Origin of the sequence: Rhizobium subbaraonis (genome assembly GCF_900220975.1) — a bacterium.
Taxonomy (GTDB): domain Bacteria; phylum Pseudomonadota; class Alphaproteobacteria; order Rhizobiales; family Rhizobiaceae; genus Mycoplana; species Mycoplana subbaraonis.
On sequence record NZ_OBQD01000011.1, the window covers coordinates 151,193 to 171,418 of the forward strand.

At 64.5% G+C, this 20,226-nt stretch carries 13 protein-coding genes; 5 read left to right on the forward strand and 8 right to left on the reverse strand.

The features are described 5' to 3' along the window. Window positions 1-197 precede the first annotated feature (197 nt). Genes fdhF through CRO48_RS18025 form a run of 3 tightly spaced genes read left to right on the forward strand, consistent with a single transcriptional unit; the run spans window position 198 to window position 4,196 of the window. A complete protein-coding gene (gene fdhF, locus CRO48_RS18015) occupies window positions 198-3,077 on the forward strand; it encodes a formate dehydrogenase subunit alpha (protein WP_097141254.1) in 2,880 nt (959 codons plus the stop codon). 16 nt (window positions 3,078-3,093) lie between these two features. Continuing rightward, window positions 3,094-3,936 carry a formate dehydrogenase accessory sulfurtransferase FdhD gene (gene fdhD, locus CRO48_RS18020; protein ID WP_097141255.1) on the forward strand — a complete coding sequence of 281 codons (843 nt, stop codon included), beginning with the start codon at window positions 3,094-3,096 and terminating at the stop codon, window positions 3,934-3,936. An 11-nt stretch (window positions 3,937-3,947) separates the two neighbouring features. Beyond that, window positions 3,948-4,196, forward strand: a complete 249-nt coding sequence (locus CRO48_RS18025; RefSeq protein ID WP_097141256.1) for a formate dehydrogenase subunit delta — start codon at window positions 3,948-3,950, stop codon at window positions 4,194-4,196. 45 nt (window positions 4,197-4,241) lie between these two features. On the opposite strand, the gene CRO48_RS18030 is transcribed toward CRO48_RS18025, so the two are convergent. Then, on the reverse strand, window positions 4,242-4,811 hold the full coding sequence (locus CRO48_RS18030; protein WP_245423563.1) for a methyltransferase family protein: 570 nt from the start codon (window positions 4,809-4,811) through the stop codon (window positions 4,242-4,244). 337 nt (window positions 4,812-5,148) lie between these two features. On the opposite strand from CRO48_RS18030, the gene CRO48_RS18035 reads away from it, so the two are divergent. Beyond that, window positions 5,149-6,024 carry an alpha/beta fold hydrolase gene (locus CRO48_RS18035; protein ID WP_245423569.1) on the forward strand — a complete coding sequence of 292 codons (876 nt, stop codon included), beginning with the start codon at window positions 5,149-5,151 and terminating at the stop codon, window positions 6,022-6,024. Between the two features lie 115 nt (window positions 6,025-6,139). Here the strand turns inward: CRO48_RS18035 and CRO48_RS18040 are convergent, their stop codons facing one another. From CRO48_RS18040 to rocF, 4 genes are all read right to left on the reverse strand, one after another. After that, the gene (locus CRO48_RS18040; RefSeq protein ID WP_097141259.1) at window positions 6,140-7,903 is read right to left on the reverse strand and encodes a methyl-accepting chemotaxis protein; all 1,764 of its coding nucleotides are present in this window, start codon (window positions 7,901-7,903) and stop codon (window positions 6,140-6,142) included. A gap of 442 nt (window positions 7,904-8,345) precedes the next feature. Further along, window positions 8,346-8,822 carry a chemotaxis protein CheW gene (locus CRO48_RS18045; RefSeq protein ID WP_176526798.1) on the reverse strand — a complete coding sequence of 159 codons (477 nt, stop codon included), beginning with the start codon at window positions 8,820-8,822 and terminating at the stop codon, window positions 8,346-8,348. Between the two features lie 116 nt (window positions 8,823-8,938). After that, window positions 8,939-10,144 carry an ornithine--oxo-acid transaminase gene (rocD, locus tag CRO48_RS18050; protein ID WP_097141260.1) on the reverse strand — a complete coding sequence of 402 codons (1,206 nt, stop codon included), beginning with the start codon at window positions 10,142-10,144 and terminating at the stop codon, window positions 8,939-8,941. A gap of 55 nt (window positions 10,145-10,199) precedes the next feature. Beyond that, window positions 10,200-11,135, reverse strand: a complete 936-nt coding sequence (gene rocF, locus CRO48_RS18055; RefSeq protein ID WP_097141261.1) for an arginase — start codon at window positions 11,133-11,135, stop codon at window positions 10,200-10,202. A 147-nt stretch (window positions 11,136-11,282) separates the two neighbouring features. Here rocF and CRO48_RS18060 point away from each other — a divergent pair, with 147 nt between their 5' ends. Continuing rightward, window positions 11,283-11,723 (forward strand): Lrp/AsnC family transcriptional regulator, encoded by a 441-nt coding sequence (locus CRO48_RS18060; protein ID WP_176526799.1) that lies wholly within the window; start codon window positions 11,283-11,285, stop codon window positions 11,721-11,723. Between the two features lie 36 nt (window positions 11,724-11,759). On the opposite strand, the gene CRO48_RS18065 is transcribed toward CRO48_RS18060, so the two are convergent. From CRO48_RS18065 to CRO48_RS18075, 3 genes are all read right to left on the reverse strand, one after another. After that, window positions 11,760-17,510: a translocation/assembly module TamB domain-containing protein gene (locus CRO48_RS18065; protein WP_097141262.1), complete on the reverse strand. Its 5,751-nt coding sequence runs from the start codon at window positions 17,508-17,510 to the stop codon at window positions 11,760-11,762. Window positions 17,511-17,581: 71 nt separating this feature from the next. Further along, entirely contained in the window at window positions 17,582-19,504 is a 1,923-nt protein-coding gene (locus tag CRO48_RS18070; protein ID WP_097141263.1) for an autotransporter assembly complex protein TamA, read from the reverse strand. Window positions 19,505-19,781: 277 nt separating this feature from the next. Beyond that, complete coding sequence (locus CRO48_RS18075; protein ID WP_097141264.1) at window positions 19,782-20,033, reverse strand: glycine zipper domain-containing protein; 252 nt, start codon at window positions 20,031-20,033, stop codon at window positions 19,782-19,784. Between the last annotated feature and the right edge of the window lie 193 nt (window positions 20,034-20,226).

Here is a 20,226-nt window from a genome sequence, read left to right on the forward strand (position 1 = left end):
TCGTCCATCAGGAAATTGCCCCTCGCCCTGACCCCTCTCTCTGCAAGCGGGCAGAGGGAACATGGCTCGCGAACGCTTTGCAAAGACTGGCGGGGCTGAAGTTTTCGTCCTTCTGCCCGTTTTTACGGGGAGAAGGAGCCGGCAGGCGGATGAGGGGCGCGTGCCCCTGAATAAGAATTGTATCGGAGGAGCGGTCCATGTCCCTTATTCATGAAATCGACTACGGCACGCCCGCCTCCAAGTCGGAAAAGATGGTGACGCTGACGATCGACGGTCGTGAGGTCACGGTGACCGAGGGCACTTCGATCATGCGCGCCTCGATGGATGCGGGGATAGAGATTCCGAAGCTCTGCGCGACCGACATGATGGACGCCTTCGGTTCCTGCCGGCTCTGTCTCGTCGAGATCCAGGGGCGCGCCGGAATGCCCGCCTCGTGCACGACGCCGGTCGCGCCGGGTCTCGTCGTCTCGACACAGACGCCGAGGCTGAAGGACGTGCGCCGCGGGGTGATGGAGCTCTATATCTCCGACCATCCGCTCGACTGTCTCACATGTGCGGCCAATGGCGACTGCGAACTGCAGGACATGGCCGGTGCGGTCGGCCTGCGCGACGTGCGCTACGGCTATGAGGGCGAAAACCACGTCCGCGCCCGCAATGACGGGGCGATCAACGTCAAATGGCAGCCTAAGGACGAATCCAACCCCTATTTCACCTTCGATTCCTCCAAGTGCATCGTCTGTTCGCGCTGCGTGCGCGCCTGCGAAGAGGTGCAGGGCACGTTCGCGCTGACGATCGAGGGCCGCGGTTTCGACAGCCGCGTCTCCGCAGGCATGCACGAGGATTTCGTCTCCTCCGAATGCGTCTCCTGCGGCGCCTGCGTGCAGGCCTGCCCGACCGCGACGCTGACGGAGAAATCGGTGATCGAAATCGGCCAGCCGGAACACTCCGTGGTCACGACCTGCGCCTATTGCGGTGTCGGCTGCTCGTTCAAGGCGGAGATGCGCGGCGAGGAACTGGTGCGCATGGTGCCGTGGAAGGACGGTCAGGCGAACCGCGGCCATTCCTGCGTCAAGGGTCGCTTCGCCTACGGCTACTCGACCCATCGCGACCGGATCCTCAACCCGATGATCCGCGAGAAGATCACCGATCCATGGCGCGAGGTCAGCTGGGAAGAGGCCTTCGCCCATGTGGCAAGCGAGTTCCGCCGCATCCAGTACCAGTACGGCCGCGATTCGATCGGCGGCATCACGTCCTCGCGCTGCACCAACGAGGAGACCTACCTCGTCCAGAAGATCGTCCGCGCCGGCTTCGGCAACAACAATGTCGACACCTGCGCGCGCGTCTGCCATTCGCCAACCGGGTATGGCCTCGGCCAGACCTTCGGCACCTCGGCGGGTACGCAGAACTTCGATTCGGTAGAGGAGACCGACGTCGTCATCGTCATCGGCGCCAACCCCACCGATGGCCATCCGGTGTTCGCCTCCCGGCTTAAGAAGCGGCTTCGGCAGGGGGCAAAGCTGATCGTCATCGATCCGCGCCGGATCGATCTCGTCAAGGGACCGCATGTCGAGGCGAGCTATCACCTGCCGCTGCGGCCCGGCACGAACGTCGCCGTCGTCACCGCCCTTGCTCATGTGATCGTCACCGAGGGGCTCTTTGACGAGAAGTTCATCCGCGAGCGTTGCGACTGGTCCGAATTCGAGGACTGGGCGGCGTTCGTTTCGGAGGACCGGCACAGCCCGGAGGCGGTCGAAGGACTGACCGGCGTTTCCGCCGAGCTCATTCGTGGCGCGGCACGGCTGTTCGCCACGGGCGGCAACGGCTCGATCTACTACGGGCTCGGCGTCACCGAGCACAGCCAGGGTTCGACGACCGTCATGGCGATCGCCAACCTCGCGATGGCGACCGGCAATATCGGCCGGCCAGGTGTCGGCGTGAACCCGCTGCGCGGACAGAACAACGTGCAGGGCTCCTGCGACATGGGCTCGTTCCCGCACGAGCTTCCCGGCTATCGTCACATCTCCGACGACGCGACGCGCGAGACTTTCGAAAAGCTCTGGGGCGTGTCGCTCTCCAACGAGCCGGGCCTGCGCATTCCCAACATGCTGGATGCCGCCGTCGAAGGCTCGTTCAAGGGCATCTACATCCAGGGCGAGGATATCCTGCAGTCCGACCCGGACACCAGGCACGTTTCGGCGGGGCTCGCCGCCATGGAATGCGTGGTCGTGCAGGACCTGTTCCTGAACGAGACTGCCAACTACGCCCATGTCTTCCTGCCAGGCTCCACCTTCCTGGAGAAGGACGGCACGTTCACCAATGCTGAGCGGCGGATCAATCGCGTCCGCCGGGTGATGACGCCGCGCAACGGCCTGGCCGACTGGGAAGTGACGCAGAAGCTGGCACAGGCGATGGGCCTTGCGTGGAATTACGGCCACCCATCCGAGATCATGGACGAGATTGCCGCGACCACGCCAAGCTTCGCGCTCGTCTCCTACGACTACCTGGAGAAGATGGGCTCGGTGCAGTGGCCCTGCAACGAGAAGCACCCGCAGGGATCGCCGATCATGCACGTCGACGGCTTCGTTCGCGGCAAGGGCAAGTTCATCCGCACCGAATATGTCGCCACCGACGAGAAGACCGGGCCGCGCTTCCCGCTGCTTCTGACGACCGGCCGCATCCTCAGCCAGTACAATGTCGGCGCGCAGACGCGGCGGACCGACAACGTCGTCTGGCATGAGGAGGATCGGCTGGAGATCCATCCGCATGATGCCGAGAACCGGGGCATCCGCGATGGGGACTGGGTCCGCCTCGCCAGCCGTTCGGGCGAGACGACGCTGCATGCGCTGATCACCGATCGCGTGTCACCGGGCGTGGTCTACACCACCTTCCACCACCCGGATACGCAGGCGAACGTGATCACGACGGACTTTTCCGACTGGGCGACCAACTGCCCTGAATATAAGGTCACGGCAGTCCAGGTTTCTCCTTCGAACGGTCCCTCGGACTGGCAGGTCGAATATGACGAACAGGCCCGCCGCTCGCGCCGCATCGCCGGCAAGCTGGAGGCGGCGGAATAGAGAGCAACAGGTCCGCATGACTGTCTTCAACACTACCGCCAAAGTACCCGAATTCGCCCGCCGCGCCGGCCATCTTGCCTCCGGCGAGCGGATCGTGCCGGAAGAGATGCCTGTCGCCTTCACCTATCACGGCTCCACCCACGCCGTAATGATGGCGACGCCGGCAGACCTCGAGGATTTCGCCGTCGGCTTCAGCCTGACGGAGGGAATCGTGGCGGACGCAGCCGAGATCGAACTCGTCGAGATCATCGGTGAGGAGAGAGGCATCGACCTGCAGATCCGGCTGGCCGATGCGCAGAGCGAAGCGCTTGTGTCGCGTCGCCGTCACATGGCAGGCCCTGTCGGTTGCGGCCTCTGCGGCATCGAGTCGATCGAGCAGGCCGTGCGGGTGACACCTTCGGTTCGCGGTTCCACGCTGACGATGACGCCGGACCAGGTCGTCGAAGCCGTACGGCTCCTGAACGGGCAGCAGCCGCTGCACATGGAGACGCGGGCCGTGCATGGTGCGGGGTTCTTCGTTCCCGGGACGGGCCTGATCGCCGTTCGTGAGGATGTCGGCCGCCACAACGCATTGGACAAGCTGACCGGGGCTGCGGCCCGGGCCGGTTATCGTGGCGCGGCCGGCGCCGTCGTGGTCACAAGCCGCGTCTCGGTCGAGATGGTGCAGAAGACGGCGGTGGTCGGCAGCCCCTTCATTGTAGCCATATCCGCGCCGACCGCCCTTGCCATCCGCACGGCAGAGGAGGCGGGCATGACCCTGATCGCGCTCGTGCGCGGGGACGAGTTCGAGATTTTCACAGGCGCCGATCGCGTCGTTTCCTCGTCCGGGGAAGCCGCGCGCCGGGCAGGAAACGGGTAGGAAGCATAGTCATGTCCAACGACGCCAAGCTGGTCCGCATGGCCAACCAGATCGCGACCTTCTTTCATTCCCAGCCGGCGGCGGAAGGACCGCAGGGGGTCGCCACGCATATCAACAAGTTCTGGGAACCGCGCATGCGGCGGCAGCTTTTCGACATCGTCGATCATCGCGGCGGCGAGGGGCTCGACCCGCTGGTGCTTGCCGCCGCACCGCTGATCAAGCGCCCCGCGCCCGACCAGTCGATCTCCCAGCGAGCGTAGTCGAGACTACCAGCGCCTTGGCAATGACACCCTGGCCGGCCGTTCCTACGCGCCGGCGAACCGGGGAACGAGGAAACCGGTCCGCCGGCGATAGGCGTCATACTCGGCGGCCAGCGGCGTCGAGGCGAACTTCTTTTCCTCGCCCTTTGCCGCAATCACGTAGATCACCACGAAAGCCACCACCGGAATTGCTGCCCAGACCGTCCATGTGGCGACGCCCCAGCCTGCCCAGAAAATGATGTAGGAGGTGTAGAAGGGGTGGCGCACGTATCGGTAGGGACCCGTCGTCACCAGGCTGTCGGGATGATCGGGGTCGAAAGCGTAGCGAAGACGCGCCTTCTTGGATGCGGAGATCGCCCACCAGAAGATTGCAGTTGCCAGGATTTCGAGCGCGAGGCCGAACAATTGTGCAGGCACCGGCTGGGTGATGCTCCAGACCAGGTAGAGGAAGAAGAAAGTGGTGAGCGCGACGGCTGCGGAGATGACCTTGAAGCCGTCGGGAACCCGCGGCGATGAAAAATGCCCGCGCAGCGACCAGCTGTAGAAGCCGACGACCACGAGGCTCGTGCAGGTGATGACGATATCGAGCGCTGTTTCCATCTCATTGCCGGCCAAGCCGGTTCCCCTCTCGCCCGTCCCTGTGCCGGCGGTATCCAGGCATACGCAACAGCTTCAATGCGGCCCGGAGCACATCGGGCGCCAGATTCTGCGCGGGCGACGCATGCGTTTTTGCGCGATCCCCGTTCAGTCCATATGAACCATAGCGGTCGTCAGCGGGCGCTGCAATGCGGGTTCTCAGCCTTTCCGCATCTTATGATTGCGGGAGGGATTGATGGCGGGATGGGCCCTACGTGGGAGCGGCGGATTCAGGAATAGTTTACCATTCGCGGCGTAGCCTCCTTCGGTGATTCTGTGCAGGCGTGCACAATATCCTGCTTGGAAGTTGACCGTGATGCTCGACAGCCAGACGATCGTGACCAATCACGGGGCCGTGCGCTACACGGACACCGGCGGCTCGGGCTTTCCCGTGCTGCTGATTCATGGCTCCAGCTTTTCGCGGCGCGTCTTCGAACGCCAGTTCGACAGCGAACTGGCGCGGCGGTGGCGCCTGATTGCGCTCGATCTGCCGGGGCACGGCGATTCCGGCAACGCCGCGCAACCGGGTTCGACATACACCATAACAGGCTTTGCAGATTGTCTGGAGGCGTTCGCAGAGCAGCTGAACCTGAAGAGGCTTGCGGTTTTCGGCTGGTCGCTCGGCGGGCACGTGGCAATCGAATGGATGAGCAGAAGCACGCGGATCCGCGGGCTGATGCTCAGCGGCGCACCGCCGATTTCCCGAGGGATCATCGGCATGCTGCGCGCCTTCCATCCCTCCTTCGACCTGCTGCTGACGACGAAGCAGACCTTCACCGAACGCGATGCTGCACGGTTCTCCGCCTTGTGTTTCGGTGCCGCGGAACCAGCTCCTTTTACGGACCTGATCCTGAGAACGGATGGTCTCGTCCGGTCGACGTTTGGGCAAAGCATGGTCCGCGGCGATGGTGCCGACCAGCGCCGGACCATCGAGGCATCGGACGTTCCGGTCGCTTTCGTCGACGGTGCCGACGACCCCTTCGTGCGCCTCGGCTACTTGTCTGGCCTCCACGTTCCCGAACCCTTCGGCGACGGCCCCACCGTGCTTGCCGGCGTCGGCCATGCCCCGTTCTGGACCCGGCCGGACGCTTTCAACCGTCTGCTTGACCAGTTTCTCGAGACCGTTGCCGCCGGAGCGGCGTCGGCCTGGCAGGCCCATGTGCGCCGGGTGACGGCGCGGGCACGAGCCTGAGCCGACTGCGGCAGGCGGATTGCGTGCCTGACGGAGGGCTCTCTTCCTTTTCCAGACGGAAAGCAGTGACGGCCGCCCGAATTCGGCCGTCGTGCGGAACCGAATGCCAGTGGGATCAGAAGTCTTCCCAGTGCTCCGCGGCTGAGCCTCCGGCGGGAACCCTTCGAAGCGGGCTCTGTGCCCTTGGTGGCTGAGGAGCAACGGCGCGCCCTGAAGCCTGCGTGGCAATCGTCTGCTGCTCGTCCACGCGAAACTGCCGCAACAGTTCGTGCAGGGCCGCTGCTTCGCGGGCCATGGTATGGCTCGCCGCAGTGCTCTCCTCCACCATCGCCGCGTTCTGCTGCGTCGCCTGGTCCATCGCGTTCACCGCCTGGTTGATCTCGCGAAGGCCGGTCGATTGCTCGCGGGCTGCCTGGACGATCGCGGTGACGTTCCCGTTGACTTCCTGCACCTGGACGAGGATTTCCCGCAGCGCTTTGCCGGTCTGGTCGACGAGCGTCACGCCGTTTTTCACATGGCCGTTCGAGGCGGTAATCAGGGCCTTGATATCCTTGGCCGCGCTCGCCGAACGCTGCGCCAGTTCCCGCACCTCCTGGGCCACGACGGCGAAACCCTTGCCGGCCTCGCCGGCGCGGGCAGCCTCGACGCCGGCATTCAGTGCCAGCAGATTGGTCTGGAAGGCGATGTCGTCGATGACGCCGATGATGTTGGAGATCTCGCGTGAGGATTGCTCGATCTGCCCCATCGCTGAGATCGCGCTGGCGACGACGTCGCCGGAGTGCTCGGCGCCGTCCTTAGTCTGTGCGACCAACGTGCCTGCCTCTTCGGCACGGCGGCTGGAATCGGCGACCGTCGTCGTTATCTCGTCGAGGGCCGCGGCGGTCTCCTCGACGGATGCGGCCTGCTGTTCGGTGCGCCGGGAGAGCTGGTCTGCCGCATCGCGGATCTGCTGGGCTCCCGCTGCAATCACGCTGGCATTTTCGCCGACGGCGTGCATCGCGCGGTTGAGTTTTGCGACCGCTTCATTGAAATCCTTCCGGACCCGCTCCATCGAGGGGACGAAGGCGCTGGCGATGTTCTGGGTAAGATCGCCAGCGGAAAGCGCCGTCAGGCCACCTGCGAGCGCGGTGATCGCGGACATGCGCTCGGTCACGTCGGTGGCGAACTTGACCACCTTGTAGACCTTGCCGTTCAGATCACGGATCGGATTGTAGGCCGCCTGTATCCAGATCTCTTTCCCGCCCTTGCCATAACGGACGAATTCGTTGGCGTTGAAGTGGCCTTCCGCCAGGCTTTTCCAGAAATCGGCGTACTCGCTCGAGCGCGCGTAGTCCGGATCGCACAACATGCTGTGGTGCCTGCCCTGGATTTCGGAAAGCTGATAGCCGAGCGTGGCGCAGAAATTTTCGTTCGCGGTCAGGATTTCACCCGCGGGCGTGAATTCGATCACCGCTTGCGAATGGGAAATTGCCTCCAGCTTGCTGGCATCCTCCTGCGCGCGCCGTTTTGCCTCGGTGATGTCGGTGGCGAACTTCACAACCTTGTAGGGCCTGCCGTTCTTGAAAACGGGGTTGTAGGAGGCCTGGATCCAGATCTCGCGACCGCCCTTGCCCAGCCGCTTGTAGGCGCCGGCGTCGTACTCGCCACGGCCGAGACGGGCCCAGAAGTCCCGATACTGCGGTGTCCCGGCATAGTCAGGCTCGCAGAAGATGCGGTGGTGCTGGCCGACGATTTCCTTCAGTTCGTAGCCGAGCGCGCGACAGAAGTTTTCATTTGCCGTGAGAATGCGGCCCGTCAGGTCGAACTGGATGACCGCCTGCGATTTGGAGATGGCTTCCAGTATACGGTCGGAATCTGCTGATGCACCGAATGAAAGCATATATTGTCCCTCATGGAGATTGAGCGGCGTCTGAGATGCGACAGGTGCGGACTTTCCGCGTCCGAAACGACACCAAACGGCGTCCGCCGCGCATTCGATGCGACGGCGTTGCGACCTTGATAATTCAGCCGGCCAGGCCGTGGCGGCGGCCGGGACGCGTCGCGTAACAGGTGTGCGAGATCTCTGGGATTGCGGCCTCATGCCGGAAAGGCGCTCTCAATGCGCCCTTCATATATATTGAAACATATATAAAAATATATGAAGATGGAGGGGCAACAAATTGCGCTTTATCAAAAATTCCCTTACGCGGCTGCGGCGCTTGAAGGGACTCAAGCCTCAGATGCGCATCCCGAAAATGGCGCCGATACGGGCCTGAGACGAAAAATGGCCGGTCAACATGCCGGCCATTTCGATGTTCGTGTTTCCGCTGATCGGCGGGACCTCAGGCGGCGAGCTCGTCGATGTCGCGTTCCTTGAACATGCGCGAAAGGTTGAGGAAGCAGATCATGCCGTTCTCGTGGGCGATGATCCCTTCCGCATACACCTTGTCGAACGATGTCGTGACTTCCGGGACCGGCTGGATCTGATCGGCGCCAATGGTGAGGATGTCCGAAACACGATCGACGACGAGGCCGACGACCATATTGTGCACTTCGGCGACAACGATGGCGCTGCGTTCGTTCGCTACCGTTGTCTTCATGCCGAGCTTGTGCGCCAGGTCGATGATCGGGATGACCGTGCCGCGCAGGTTCATCACGCCGATCACTTCGGGCGGCGAATGCGGGATCGGCGTCGACGGCGCCCAGCCGCGGATTTCGCGGATCGTCGTCGTCTTGACGCAGAACTCCTGATCATGCAGGCGGAAGGCAATGATCTCGAGGGTATCGCCGGCGAAGCCGGTGGTCTTGACAGTCGTCATCAGGTGTCGCCCCATTTCGTCATGCAAATGAATACTCTGGGACAAAGGATAGCAGCGCCCGGGTTAAGGATTTGCTCAAATCCCGGGCCGCTGCGGTCGTGTGTCTCGTGTGTCCGTCAGTCGCGCAGGACCGCTTCGAACTGCTCCAGCGCCCAGTCGACCTGGTCGGCAGTGATGACGAGCGGCGGCGCAATGCGGATCGTGTCGCCGTGCGTATCCTTGGCCAGGATACCGCGCTCCTTCAGCGCCTCGCAGTACTTGCGCGCGCCGCCTGCTGCCGGATCGAGCTCGACGGCCAGCATCAGGCCCCGGCCGCGCACTTCCCTGACGATGTTGGAGCGGATTTCGCCAAGGCCTGTCCTGAAGCGCTCGCCCATGCGTGCGGAGTTGCCGATCATGTCCTCCTCGGTCAGGACGCGTAGCGACGCGCGGGCAATGGCGCATGCCAGCGGGTTCCCGCCGAACGTCGATCCGTGCTGGCCCGGCTTGAGGACACCGAGCACTTCGCTGTTGGAGAGGACTGCCGAGACCGGATAGAAGCCGCCGGAAAGCGCCTTGCCCACGAGCGTCACGTCCGCCTCGATCTGCTCATGCTCTTCGGCGAGCAGCTTGCCGGTACGACCGAGCCCGGTCTGGATCTCGTCCAGGATGAGGGTGACGCCGTGCCGGGTGCACAGTTCGCGCACTTCCGGGAAATAGCCGGCCGGCGGAATGAGGACGCCAGCCTCGCCCTGGATCGGTTCGATCAGGAAAGCCACGGTGTTGGCGTTGATCGCCGCGCGAAAGGCTTCGATGTCGCCGAACGGCACATGCCTGAAGCCGGGGGCGAACGGGCCGAAACCTTCGCGCGCATCGGGATCGGTGGAGAAGCCGACGATGCCCATCGTGCGGCCGTGAAAGTTGTTGTTGCAGACGATGATCTCGGCCTTGTCGCGCTCGACGCCCTTGACCTCGTAGCCCCATTTGCGCACGGCCTTGATCGCCGTCTCGACCGCCTCGGCGCCGGAGTTCATCGGCAGCACCTTGTGCGAGCCGGTCAGCGCGGCGATCTCCTCGTAGAAGTGGGCGAGCTGGTCGTTGCGGAAAGCGCGCGAGGTAAGCGTCAGCTTCTGCGCCTGCTCCGTCATCGCGGCAAGGATCTTGGGGTGGCAGTGGCCCTGGTTGACGGCGGAGTAGGCCGAGAGGCAGTCGAGATAGCGGTTGCCGTCGACATCCCACACATGGACGCCTTCGCCGCGCGACAGGACCACGTCGAGCGGCTTGTAGTTGTGGGCGCCGAGGCGATATTCGGTCTCGATGAGGCGTGCGGTGGTCGAGGTCATCGTTTTCTCCGAGTGTGTCAGGCTCGCGTATCAGGTCCGCGTGCCAGGCTGCATTTCAGGCGCTGCGGGTCGGCCGGTCGAGGATGCGCCGGCCGAACAGGCTTGCCGTGAGTTCCACGAGGATGCGAGCGCTCTTGCCGCGATCGTCGAGGAACGGATTGAGTTCGACGAGGTCGAGCGACGAGACGAGGCCGCTGTCGCAGAGCATTTCCATGATCAGGTGTGCTTCGCGGAAGGTGGCGCCGCCGGGCACGGTCGTGCCGACTCCCGGGGCTATTTCGGGGTCGATGAAATCGACGTCGAAGCTGACATGCAAAAGGCCGTCGGCATGGCTCACGGTGTCGAGGATCTCGTGCATGATGCGGGCCATGCCGGTTTCGTCGACGGCGCGCATATCGTAGACGTTGACGCCGTGCTCGGCGATCTCCTCGCGCTCCCGCTCGTCCACCGAGCGAATGCCGACCTGGAAGACTTTCCTGGGATCCACCAGCGGGCGATTCTTGTCGAGGATCGGGGCAAATTCAGCCTGCCCGCAGAAGAACGCGACGGGCATGCCGTGCATGTTTCCGGATGGGGAGGTGTCGGGCGAATTGAAATCCGCATGCGCATCGAGCCAGAGCACGAACAGTGGCCGGCCGACCTCGGCGGCGTAGCGCGCCATGCCGGAAACGCTGCCCATCGCAAGCGCGTGGTCGCCGCCGAGTGTGATCGGCAGCCGGCCTGCGCGTGCTGCTTCGTGCACGGCGCCGTCGAGTGCCCGGGTGAAGGCGGCCACGGCCTGCAGATTGTTGGCGCGGGGATGGTTAGCGAGGTCGCGCGCCGGAGCGGGTCTGAGGTCGCCTTCGTCGACGACCATGTAGCCGAGGTCGGTCAGCATCGTATCGATGCCGGCGATCCGCAGCGCCGTCGGTCCCATGGCGGCGCCGCGCCGTCCGGATCCTTCCTCGATCGGCGCGCCGATCAGCGAGATGGTTTTCCTGCCTGCCTTCATTCTTTTCGGTATCCCCGCAGAGCATGTTTTCTGGCCGGCCTGCGCCGGTGTTCATGCCATTATCGTCGGGCCGCCTGTTGGCAAAAAGATGAAATACTGGCAGATAGTTTGATCAATTGCGCAAAATGATAAATTGGATTTTGCAGAATGATAACTCTGGACGATCTCGATCATGCGCTTATCGGCGCGCTTCGCCACAATGCGCGCACGCCAGTATCGTCGCTGGCGGCAGCGACCGGGGCGTCGCGCGCCACCGTTTCGGCGCGCATCGATCGGCTGGTGCAAACGGGGACGATTGCCGCATTCACGATCCGGACAGGCGCGGAACTGAGCGGAAGCGGCGTGCGCGCCATCGTCATGATCGAGGTTCTGGGCAGAATGGCTGATCGGGTGGCGTTGCAACTGCGCGGATTGCCTCAGGTGCGCGCGCTTCATTCCACCAATGGCAGGTGGGATTTCATCGCCGAGCTGGAGGACAAGGACCTCGGCACATTCGACGAGACCCTCCGCCGCATTCGCCTGATCGACGGAATCAACTCGACCGAGACGAACATCTTGCTGAAGACCACGAAGAACGCACTTGCCTGAAGACGGTGCGCCGTAGAAACGCCAGCCTTCGCGGCCTCAATATTCCTTTTCGTAGAAGATCCCCGCAGCGCCGGCGCCATTGCTTCCTGCTTCGCCGCGCAGCTTGACGCCGCGCCCGATGTCCAGGTTGATCGCCGCCTTGCCGCCGCCGGTCTCCGGGTCCTGCTTCAGTTCGAGATAGGTGCGGTCGTTCAGATACTTGCCGGCCGACACCGCCGCGCGCCCCTGCGAGTCGGTGGTGATGTCGAGGTCGTCGATGCCGAGCTTGCTGCGCAGGCTGTTTAGCAACGAGCCACCGCCACCGCCTGCCAGGTCAGCAACTGCGGCTGCGAGCTGGGCGATTTGGAACGCCGACAAATTGTTCATCGAGCGGCCGAAGATCAGGCGCGCCAGGATCTCGTCCTGCGGCAGGGCCGGCGATGAGGTGAAGCTGACAGCGGGGTTGTTGGCGGGGCCTGCGATCGTGATGTTGATCGTGGTGGCGTTGGCGCTGGTCGTCGCCACGAAATTGATCGTCGGTATCAGATCGCCGGTGAAGCCGATGCGGCCGCTGGTGAAGTCGAGCCGCTTGGCGAGGATTTCCACGCGGCCGCGACGCAGGTCGAAGCCACCGGACACCACGGGGTTCACCGACGTGCCGCGCAGGGTGAGCTCGCCACCCAGTTCGGCATTGATCCCGCGGCCGCGCACGAAGATGCGGCTGGGCGCCTGGATCTGCAGGTCAAGGCCGATGCCGCGGGCGTTGCCGCTCGCGCCGGTGCGCTCGTCGGCCTGCAGGATGGCGGCCATTTCCTTCACGTCGGCCGGTGCATTCCTGTGCTTGATGTCGATTTCGGCGAGCGACCCCGGCAGTTGCTGCGGAATGGTGATGTTGGCATTGCCGATGTCGATCCGGCCACCGAGCACGGGACCGGCGAGGAGGGGGCCTCGTATGGTGAGGTTGCCTCCGACTTTGGCATTCACCAGCCGGCCGTCGACATAGGTGACTTCATTCAGGCGGATCGAGATGTCGGCGGGAAAATTGGATCCCGGGACGATGCCGATGGTGCCGGTTGCCGTAACCTCGCCACCGGTGGCCACGCGGCCGCTAAACTGCTGGATCACCGCCTGTCGGCCGTCCAGCGAAATGCGTGCTGTCAGGTTTTCCAGCGCGACGTTGCGGCGGACATCGACGAGGCGGCTGCCCGAGGTGACGATGGTTCCCGTGATCGCAGGGCTGCGGGCAGCACCCCTGACGGTCACGTCGACCGCGGCGTTGCCGGTCAGAACGAAGCCCTGTGCCCCGAGCTGTGCCTGGACAAGGGCAAACGGCAGGGTGCCGGAGAAAGCCAGATCAAGCGGCATGTTTCCGGCCACACCGGCCGTGCCACCGCCGCTGAACGCCAATCCGCTCGGCCCCGAAAGACGCGTCTGCACGCGGAGCGAATTGTTGGCGAACTGCCCGTCCGCCGCGATCGTCAGCGCACCAACGCCGGCAGCCCGGGTCTGGCTCGTGGCGGCGTTGTTCCAGGTGAGAGCGTAGGTTACCTGGGGTGCCGCAGCCTTGCCCTTGACGTTAACGGTGCCGCCGATCGTGCCTTCGGCGCCCAGTCCGGCGGAGAACACGTTTGCCAGGTTCGCCGGTACGGCGTTGATGCGGATCGCAAGGCCGAGATTGTCGCCTGCCGTGCCGCTGACGGCTATGTTGCCGGTGCCGGTCTGGATGGTGAAATCGTTCATCGCGACGGCGCCGTCGCGAAGGGTCAGCGCCGCCGGGCGCGCAAGGCGGATGGCAATGCCGCGCGGCCTCGCCTGAAGCGCGTCGAGGCCGATCCTCATGCCGCCCTGTTGCTGTTCGACCGAACCCTTGACCGTGAGCGGCGCGCCGTCGAAGCGGCCGCCGATATCGAACAGGGTGCGCGCGCCCTGCTGGTTGAAGTTCAAGGCCAGCGCATCGAGCCGGTTCGTCCCGGAGGAGAAAGCCTCCGCGCGAACGCTGCCGGTGATGGCGAGCGAACGAAGATCGGCGGTCTTCAGGTCGATCTGCGGCCGGACGATGCGCAACTGGTCGCGCGTGATGCCGGCGCCGGATGCCTGAAGGGTGATCGCGGTCTTGCCGTCGACCGTGTTGATTGCAGCCTGGCCGGCAAGATCGCCCTGTGCCTGCTGGCCAGCCAGAGCTGCGAGAAGGCCGATGTCGGGAAGATTGAATTTGACGTTGCCCTGGGGAAGGAAACCTTCGTCGAGGGTGAGTGCCCCGGTCAGGACGTTTTCTCCGACACGCGCGTCAATGGCAGGGATGGAGATCCGTCCATCCCTGGACGCGATGGTGGACTTCACATTGATCGCCTGGCCGCCGATGGCGCCGGTGGCGGACAGATTGCCGGAGGGGGCGTTGCGGTCGGCGGTGCCGTCGATTGCGACGACCAGATCGCTCAGCGTCCGCCCGGCGAGTTCGGCGCCGCTGGATGTCAGCTCCGCCTTGACCCCAAGCGCAGCGATCGGACCGGAAGCGGAGGCGGTAAAGGTTGCGCGGCCCTTTGCATCGGCCAGAAGCTTGCCGAGTTCGGGCAGGGTGCCCGAAAGCGTGGCTTCCAGGTTCTCGCCCGCAAGCCGGGCCGTTCCTTCCGCGTTGATCGTGCCTGAGGCGATATCGAAGGATTGCAGGCTGACCGAACCGTCGGCGCTGCGGACGACATCGGCGGTCAGCCGCAGGGGCGTGTCAAAGCGCGGGGAAAGGGCGGCGGGCAGCGCCGTCGCTGCAACCGTGGCCTCGATCCTGGCGCCAGCGGAGCCGTCGTCGGTCACGAAGTGGCCTTCGGCGCGGCCGTTCATTCCGGTACCGCTGATGGCGACGTCGCTGAAATCGATGCGCTGCGGTGTGACTGCGAGGGCTGCCGTGACGTTCAGCGGCGCCTGGAGCAGACGATTGGCGTCGTCGTTGCGGACGTCTATCGCGCCGGCGGACAGGGCCACGTCGAGATTGCCGCGGCGCGCGATGATGTCGAAGGCGTCGCTGCGGATCGTGACGTCGGCCGCCGATAGCGCAGCTTGCGGCGTTTCGATGGCGCTGACCTTGGCGGCGAGCGAAAGGGCGGCGGCCGAAAGCTTGCCCGAAAGCGTCAGCTGGGCGTTCTCGATCCGGGCGACGGCGGTGCCGTCTCCCATCGGCAGGCGATACTCGGCCGGACCGCCGTCCGGTCCCGTCAGGTTTACGGCCAGGCTGCTGTCGCCGGACGGATTGGCGGAGCCGGATACGGAAATCACCCCCTGGCCGGCACCGATCGACAGACTTTCGAAGGTGATGTTGCCATCGAGAATGGAGATCGAGGCGGGCTCCTGCAGTTTCAGGGGGAAGCCGGCAACGACGGCGTCGAGTGCCTTCAGCGCGATCACGGTCGTCGCATCATGGCGAGCGACATTGCCGTCGATCGCCACGGGGGCATCTTCATAGCGCCCCGCCACGTCGAAGCCGGTGAGGGCGCCGGAATGGGTGAAATTGACAATCGGCGCTTCCAGATCGTTTTCGCCGACGCGCGCGACGTCGGCGCGAAGCGTTCCGGTAACGGCTCCCGTCGAGAGGTCCTCGATCTCGGCCTGCAGAACCGGCTTGAGAAGCGCGGCCGTGCCGCGACGGATCTCGGCTCCCTCCGCCGCCATCGACAGCGAGCCCTTGCCGCCGGTGTTGGTAAAGGTGAGCGTGCCGGTGAGGTCGCCGGTCGCCTCCTGCCCTGCGAGCGTCGCAAGCGTCGCCAGTTCGGGAAACTCGAAGCGGATGGTGCCGTCCGGCATGAAGTTGTCGCCGAGCGTCAGCGATCCCTGCAGCTTGTTGTTGCCGACGACGCCTTCGATGGTGGGGATGGAGATTTCCCCTTCACCCGACAGGACGCTGGAACGCAGGTCTATCGCCTGGCCGTTCATCGATGCCGTCAGAGCGAAATCGCCCGCCGGCTGTGCGGCGGATGCCCGCCCGGTAAGATCGATCGACAGATCGTCCAGCGTGCGGCCCGACAGGGCCAATTGTTCCGATGTCACCTTTGCCTGGACATTCGGCGCATCGCTGGCGCCGCTTGCGGTAGCATCGAAGGCGACAGCGCCGCTGCTGCCAGCGACAAAAACGCCGGTGTCGATGAGCCTGCCGGCGAGCCTTGCGTCCAGCGTGCCGCCGGAAAGCTCGACGCTGCCCGAGGCTTCGGCCACATTCGACTTCAACTGGAGTTCCGTGAGCGAGATCGCACCGGCGGGGCCGATGGCCGCCTGGCCGTTGAGCGCAATGGTGCCCTCCACCTTTGCGGCCATCGCATCGGGCAGTACGGTGGGGACTGCGAACAGGCGGAAGGCTGCCGTACCGGTGCCAGCTCCCAGGTGGTAGCCGCCGGTGATCTGGCCGCCGAGGCTGCTGCTTTCGATCTCGACGGGGTCGAATGCGATCTGCTGCGGCGAGACGGCAAGTGCTGCGGTCACCTTCAGCGGCGTGGCGACGAGACGATCGATATTGGGATCGCGCATCGACGAGCCTTCCGCCGTCAGCGTGACCGTCGCATGGCCCGAGCGCGTCGCAACGTTGAAGTCAGCGCTCGTGGCCGTCAGCAGAATGCTGTCGAGCCGTCCCTGCGGCAGGCTCGCTTCGGCGAGGTTGACGTTGACGCTGATCTTCGTGGCTTGCGCCGGTCCGGATGCGACGGCCTGCAGGCCGTGAAGGCTCCCGGCGAACTCGCCATTTGCGAGCGGCCAGCGGATCGGGATCGGCGTCGTGCCGTCCTTGCCCTTTAGCAAGATGTTGAGATTGTTCTCACCAGTCGCCTGAAGCGCGCCGGAGGCGGCCAGCGCGATCGCATCGGAGGTGACGTGTCCACGCTCGACGCGCAACAGGTCCTTGCCGTTGGTGGCGACTGCCAGGTCGATCTCGGTGGTGCCGGCAAAGAGCGGGCGCAGATGGGGCGGCAGGAGATCTTCGAACGTGCCGCCGCCGTTGAGCGCGATCGCATGCAGGCCGGCGGTGGACAGGTCGTGCCGGGCGTCGAGTTCGAGGACCCGCGTACCCGCGAGCGCCGCCGTCAACTTGCCGGTCCATTGCGAGAGCGGGCCGTCGCCGGTGAGGTTGATGGCGACGGCGGGTTCGCCTGGGATGTGTAGCGCCCGCGCGAGCATACCGCCGGCCGGCTCCGCTATGGCAGCGTTCAGGCGGAGCTCGTTCTGATTGGGATCGAAGAGGATGTCGGCTATGGCCGAGGCGCCGCTCCTGTCCTTCTCCGTCAATGCCAGGTTGAGCGCGACGCTGCTGCGATCGATGCCGCCGCTGCCCGTCAGCCGCAGCCGCTGCTCTTGGCCAGCCACCGCCTCGGCGATGAGGATGTTCGGGATGTCGAGGCTGTTGACCTGGACTGTGACCGGGAGCGAGAACGGCTTGCTGGAAGGCGGCGATGTCGTTTCGGGACCCGGTACCGGCCTGCGGTTCACCGTCAGCGAATCGGCCGCCACGCGGGTGGCGTTGAACTGAAACAGCACGAGGTCGAGGGGAGACCAATCGACCGCCACGTCCCTGATCTCAGCAAAGACGCCCTCGCTGTCGCTCAAGGTGACGGCGCCCGCCCGCAGGCGACCCGTAAGCAGGCCGGAGGGTTCGGATATGGCGATCTGCGTGCCGGAGCCCGAGGTCGCATCCTCGATCAGCGAGGCGGCAAGCCGTGCGCCGGCATCGGTGAATCCGACAAAACCGATCGCGCCGAGAAGGACGACAACGAGCAGGGCTACGACGTAGGCCAGGTAGCGAATCGATTGCTGCAGGATTTTGACGAACCGGGTCATGTTTCAAGTCCTAAAGCAAAACATGGCGCAGGGGAATCCATGGCTGTCGGCGGGCGAGCTGGCCAACGCGCTCAGAAGGACTGCCCTATGCCGGCATAGATGCCGAAGGAATCGCCGGCGTCGTAGCGGTGCAGCGGCACCGCCACGTCCAGGCGGATCGGCCCGAACGGCGTAGCATATCGAAGGCCCACGCCGGCACCGGCGCGAATGTCGCTGAAATCGGGGAGCGCGTCGCGCGAGACGGTACCGACGTCGAGGAAGGGCACGATACCGATCGTCTCTGTAATGCTGACACGGACTTCGGCCGAGGCGAGGACGTAGGATCGTCCGCCCACCGCTTCGCCGTCGCTGTTGCGCGGCGAGATGTCCTGGAACCCGTAGCCGCGAACCGATCCGCCGCCGCCGAGATAGAAACGGCGCGGAGCGGGGATATCGGCAAGCGTCGGCGCGCCGACGATCGTGCCAGCGCCGAGCCGGCCGGCGAGCACGACGCGTTCCTCGGCGCCGATTGCGCGATAGGCCGACCCCGATGCCTCGAAGCTGGAGAAGAACGTGCCGCGCTCGAACTCGTATGTCGGCTTGGCGTTGATCATGGCGCGGTAGCCGGTGGTCGGGTTGAGCTTGTTGTCGCGCGTGTCGCGGACATATTCCAACGGGATCGCCGCCGTCAGGTAGAAGTTGTCGCCGAAGGGGTCGTCCACCTGCATCGCCGCCACCTCGCCGCCGCCTGATACGGTATCGAAGTCGCTGAGCTCGAACGTCGCCCCCGCAGCCGCCGTGACCGTTGTGGCGTAGAAGGCGTCGGTGTCGTTGATCGCTGCCTTCAGGCTCGCTGTGAAGGTCGAGGCAGGCCCGAAGGCCCCCGGTTTTGCGAAGGCGGCGCCGAGCGAGTAGCCGATATCGTTCACGCCGTTGCCTTCGCCGATGCCGTTGATGGCGCCCTCGATGCGCAGCGATTCCGCCCGGCCGAACAGGTTGCGATGGCCCCAGTAGCCCTGCAGGCCAAGACCATCGATCGTAGAGATCTGGGCGCCGGCGCCGAAGTAGCGCATCTTGCCCTCCGAAACCTCGATGGTCATCGGCAGGGATCCGTCGGGGGCAAGCTTGTCCGCCTCGCGGATGGTGACGCTGGAGAAGACGCCGAGCTGGCGCAGACGATCGGCCGCCTTCGTCAGTTGCTCGGGCGAATAGGGCTGACCGGCATTGATGCGCGAGTAGTATTTCACGAAGCCGGCGTCGACATCCCTCGTGCCGGTCACCTTTACGTCGCCGAGGTCGGCGACCGGCCCGCCTTCCGCGGCAATCACGACATCAACGGTGTTTGTTGTGTGGTCGGCGATCGCCTGGCGATCGGTCAGGTGGGCAAGCGGCCGGCTCTGCGCCTTCAGGTCGGCCACGACCTTTTCGCCTGCCCGGATGATCACCGTCGAGTCCGCCCGCGCCCCCTGGACGAGGCCGTAATCTGCGGGGTTGCGCCCGGCGGCGTCGCCTCTCAGCGTGACCGAATCGAACGTGAAGGCGGGACCGGGTCTCACGGTGACGTTGACCGGTACGGCGCCAGCCGGAAATTGCGGGATCGGCGGGAGCGAATCGATCGGGGTGCCGTTGATGCTGATATCGACGACGCCGCCGTAGCGGGCGTTCTCGTAGAGCGCGGCGAGAATGCGGTCGCGATCGTCGCGCGCCTTGATGACAAGTCCGAGATTACCGGAAACCGGCTGCTCCTCGTCCTGCTTCAGCAGGGCGCTCGCTTCTATCGCACTCTTGAGATCGTCGTCATCGGTTCCCGCGTCGAAGGTCAGCGTGTACTTCACCGGGTCGATGACGTCGGGCTCTTCTTCGTTGCTTTCGAAGAAGCGCATGCCGAAAATCTTGAAGGCAAAGGCCGGGGAGGCGGCGACGGGCAGAAAGGTAAGCGTCGACGCGAGTGCGAGGCTCGTGCCTGCCCGCCAGAACGCAAAACCCAATCTCGGCCGGTCGATACGCTGCCGCATACGCTGTTGCTGCCTCTCCATTTCCGCAGAAAAGCCTCTGGAACACGGCTTCCCCCGGATTGTGCGCACTCGCAGCCCGATAACGGTCTGGAAGGCCACGCAGGCTTCAATTGACTCTAGCCCGTTAGCATTTCCCTAAGATTAATGGCCGTTCTATCCCGGCTGGGGCAAAAACGGAAGCGACCGGCGGTTTTCCGTGACGACCGTTGCAAGGATGCAAAAGGCCCCGGACGATGCCGGGGCCAGATGAAGGCGCATAGTACTGTATCGAAAAGGATCAGCACGCGTCGATATAGCGTCGGCCGTAGCGGTCGCGATAGTAGCACTGGCCTGGCTGGTCGCGGACATGCCCGATGACGGCGCCGCTGACGCCGCCGATGGCTGCACCCACGGCAGCACCGCGAACGTTGCCGGTTACCGCGCCGCCGATGATCGCACCAGTGGCTGCGCCGATGCCAGCCCCCTTTTCCGTCTGCGTGCAACTTGCGACCGACAGGCCGATCAGCACGAGTGCGATGGCTTTCTTCATTGAAATCTCTCCAAAGTTGAGCGGAGCGCGACCGCCACCGCTGTCTCACGTCTGCTAGACCGGTCGTGACCGGTTTGCTTCGCTTGCAATGTCACAAAAGCGGAGAATAAGGCGGAAAATGGGGAAGTCTATGGGTTTAAAGTATTTTTTTGGATCGTGAATAAAGCCGATCGACGCTCCGTCAAGATTTGTT

Excerpts from the sequence above, each read along its gene's own strand:
- CRO48_RS18075 (WP_097141264.1), bottom strand. The coding sequence starts at position 20,033 with ATGAAGAAAGCCATCGCACTCGTGCTGATCGGCCTGTCGGTCGCAAGT.
- CRO48_RS18065 (WP_097141262.1), bottom strand. The coding sequence starts at position 17,510 with ATGACCCGGTTCGTCAAAATCCTGCAGCAATCGATTCGCTACCTGGCC.
- CRO48_RS18040 (WP_097141259.1), bottom strand. The coding sequence starts at position 7,903 with ATGCTTTCATTCGGTGCATCAGCAGATTCCGACCGTATACTGGAAGCC.
- CRO48_RS18070 (WP_097141263.1), bottom strand. The coding sequence starts at position 19,504 with ATGCGGCAGCGTATCGACCGGCCGAGATTGGGTTTTGCGTTCTGGCGG.
- fdhF (WP_097141254.1), top strand. The coding sequence starts at position 198 with ATGTCCCTTATTCATGAAATCGACTACGGCACGCCCGCCTCCAAGTCG.
- CRO48_RS18025 (WP_097141256.1), top strand. The coding sequence starts at position 3,948 with ATGTCCAACGACGCCAAGCTGGTCCGCATGGCCAACCAGATCGCGACC.
- rocD (WP_097141260.1), bottom strand. The coding sequence starts at position 10,144 with ATGACCTCGACCACCGCACGCCTCATCGAGACCGAATATCGCCTCGGC.
- fdhD (WP_097141255.1), top strand. The coding sequence starts at position 3,094 with ATGACTGTCTTCAACACTACCGCCAAAGTACCCGAATTCGCCCGCCGC.
- CRO48_RS18045 (WP_176526798.1), bottom strand. The coding sequence starts at position 8,822 with ATGACGACTGTCAAGACCACCGGCTTCGCCGGCGATACCCTCGAGATC.
- rocF (WP_097141261.1), bottom strand. The coding sequence starts at position 11,135 with ATGAAGGCAGGCAGGAAAACCATCTCGCTGATCGGCGCGCCGATCGAG.
- CRO48_RS18060 (WP_176526799.1), top strand. The coding sequence starts at position 11,283 with ATGATAACTCTGGACGATCTCGATCATGCGCTTATCGGCGCGCTTCGC.
- CRO48_RS18035 (WP_245423569.1), top strand. The coding sequence starts at position 5,149 with ATGCTCGACAGCCAGACGATCGTGACCAATCACGGGGCCGTGCGCTAC.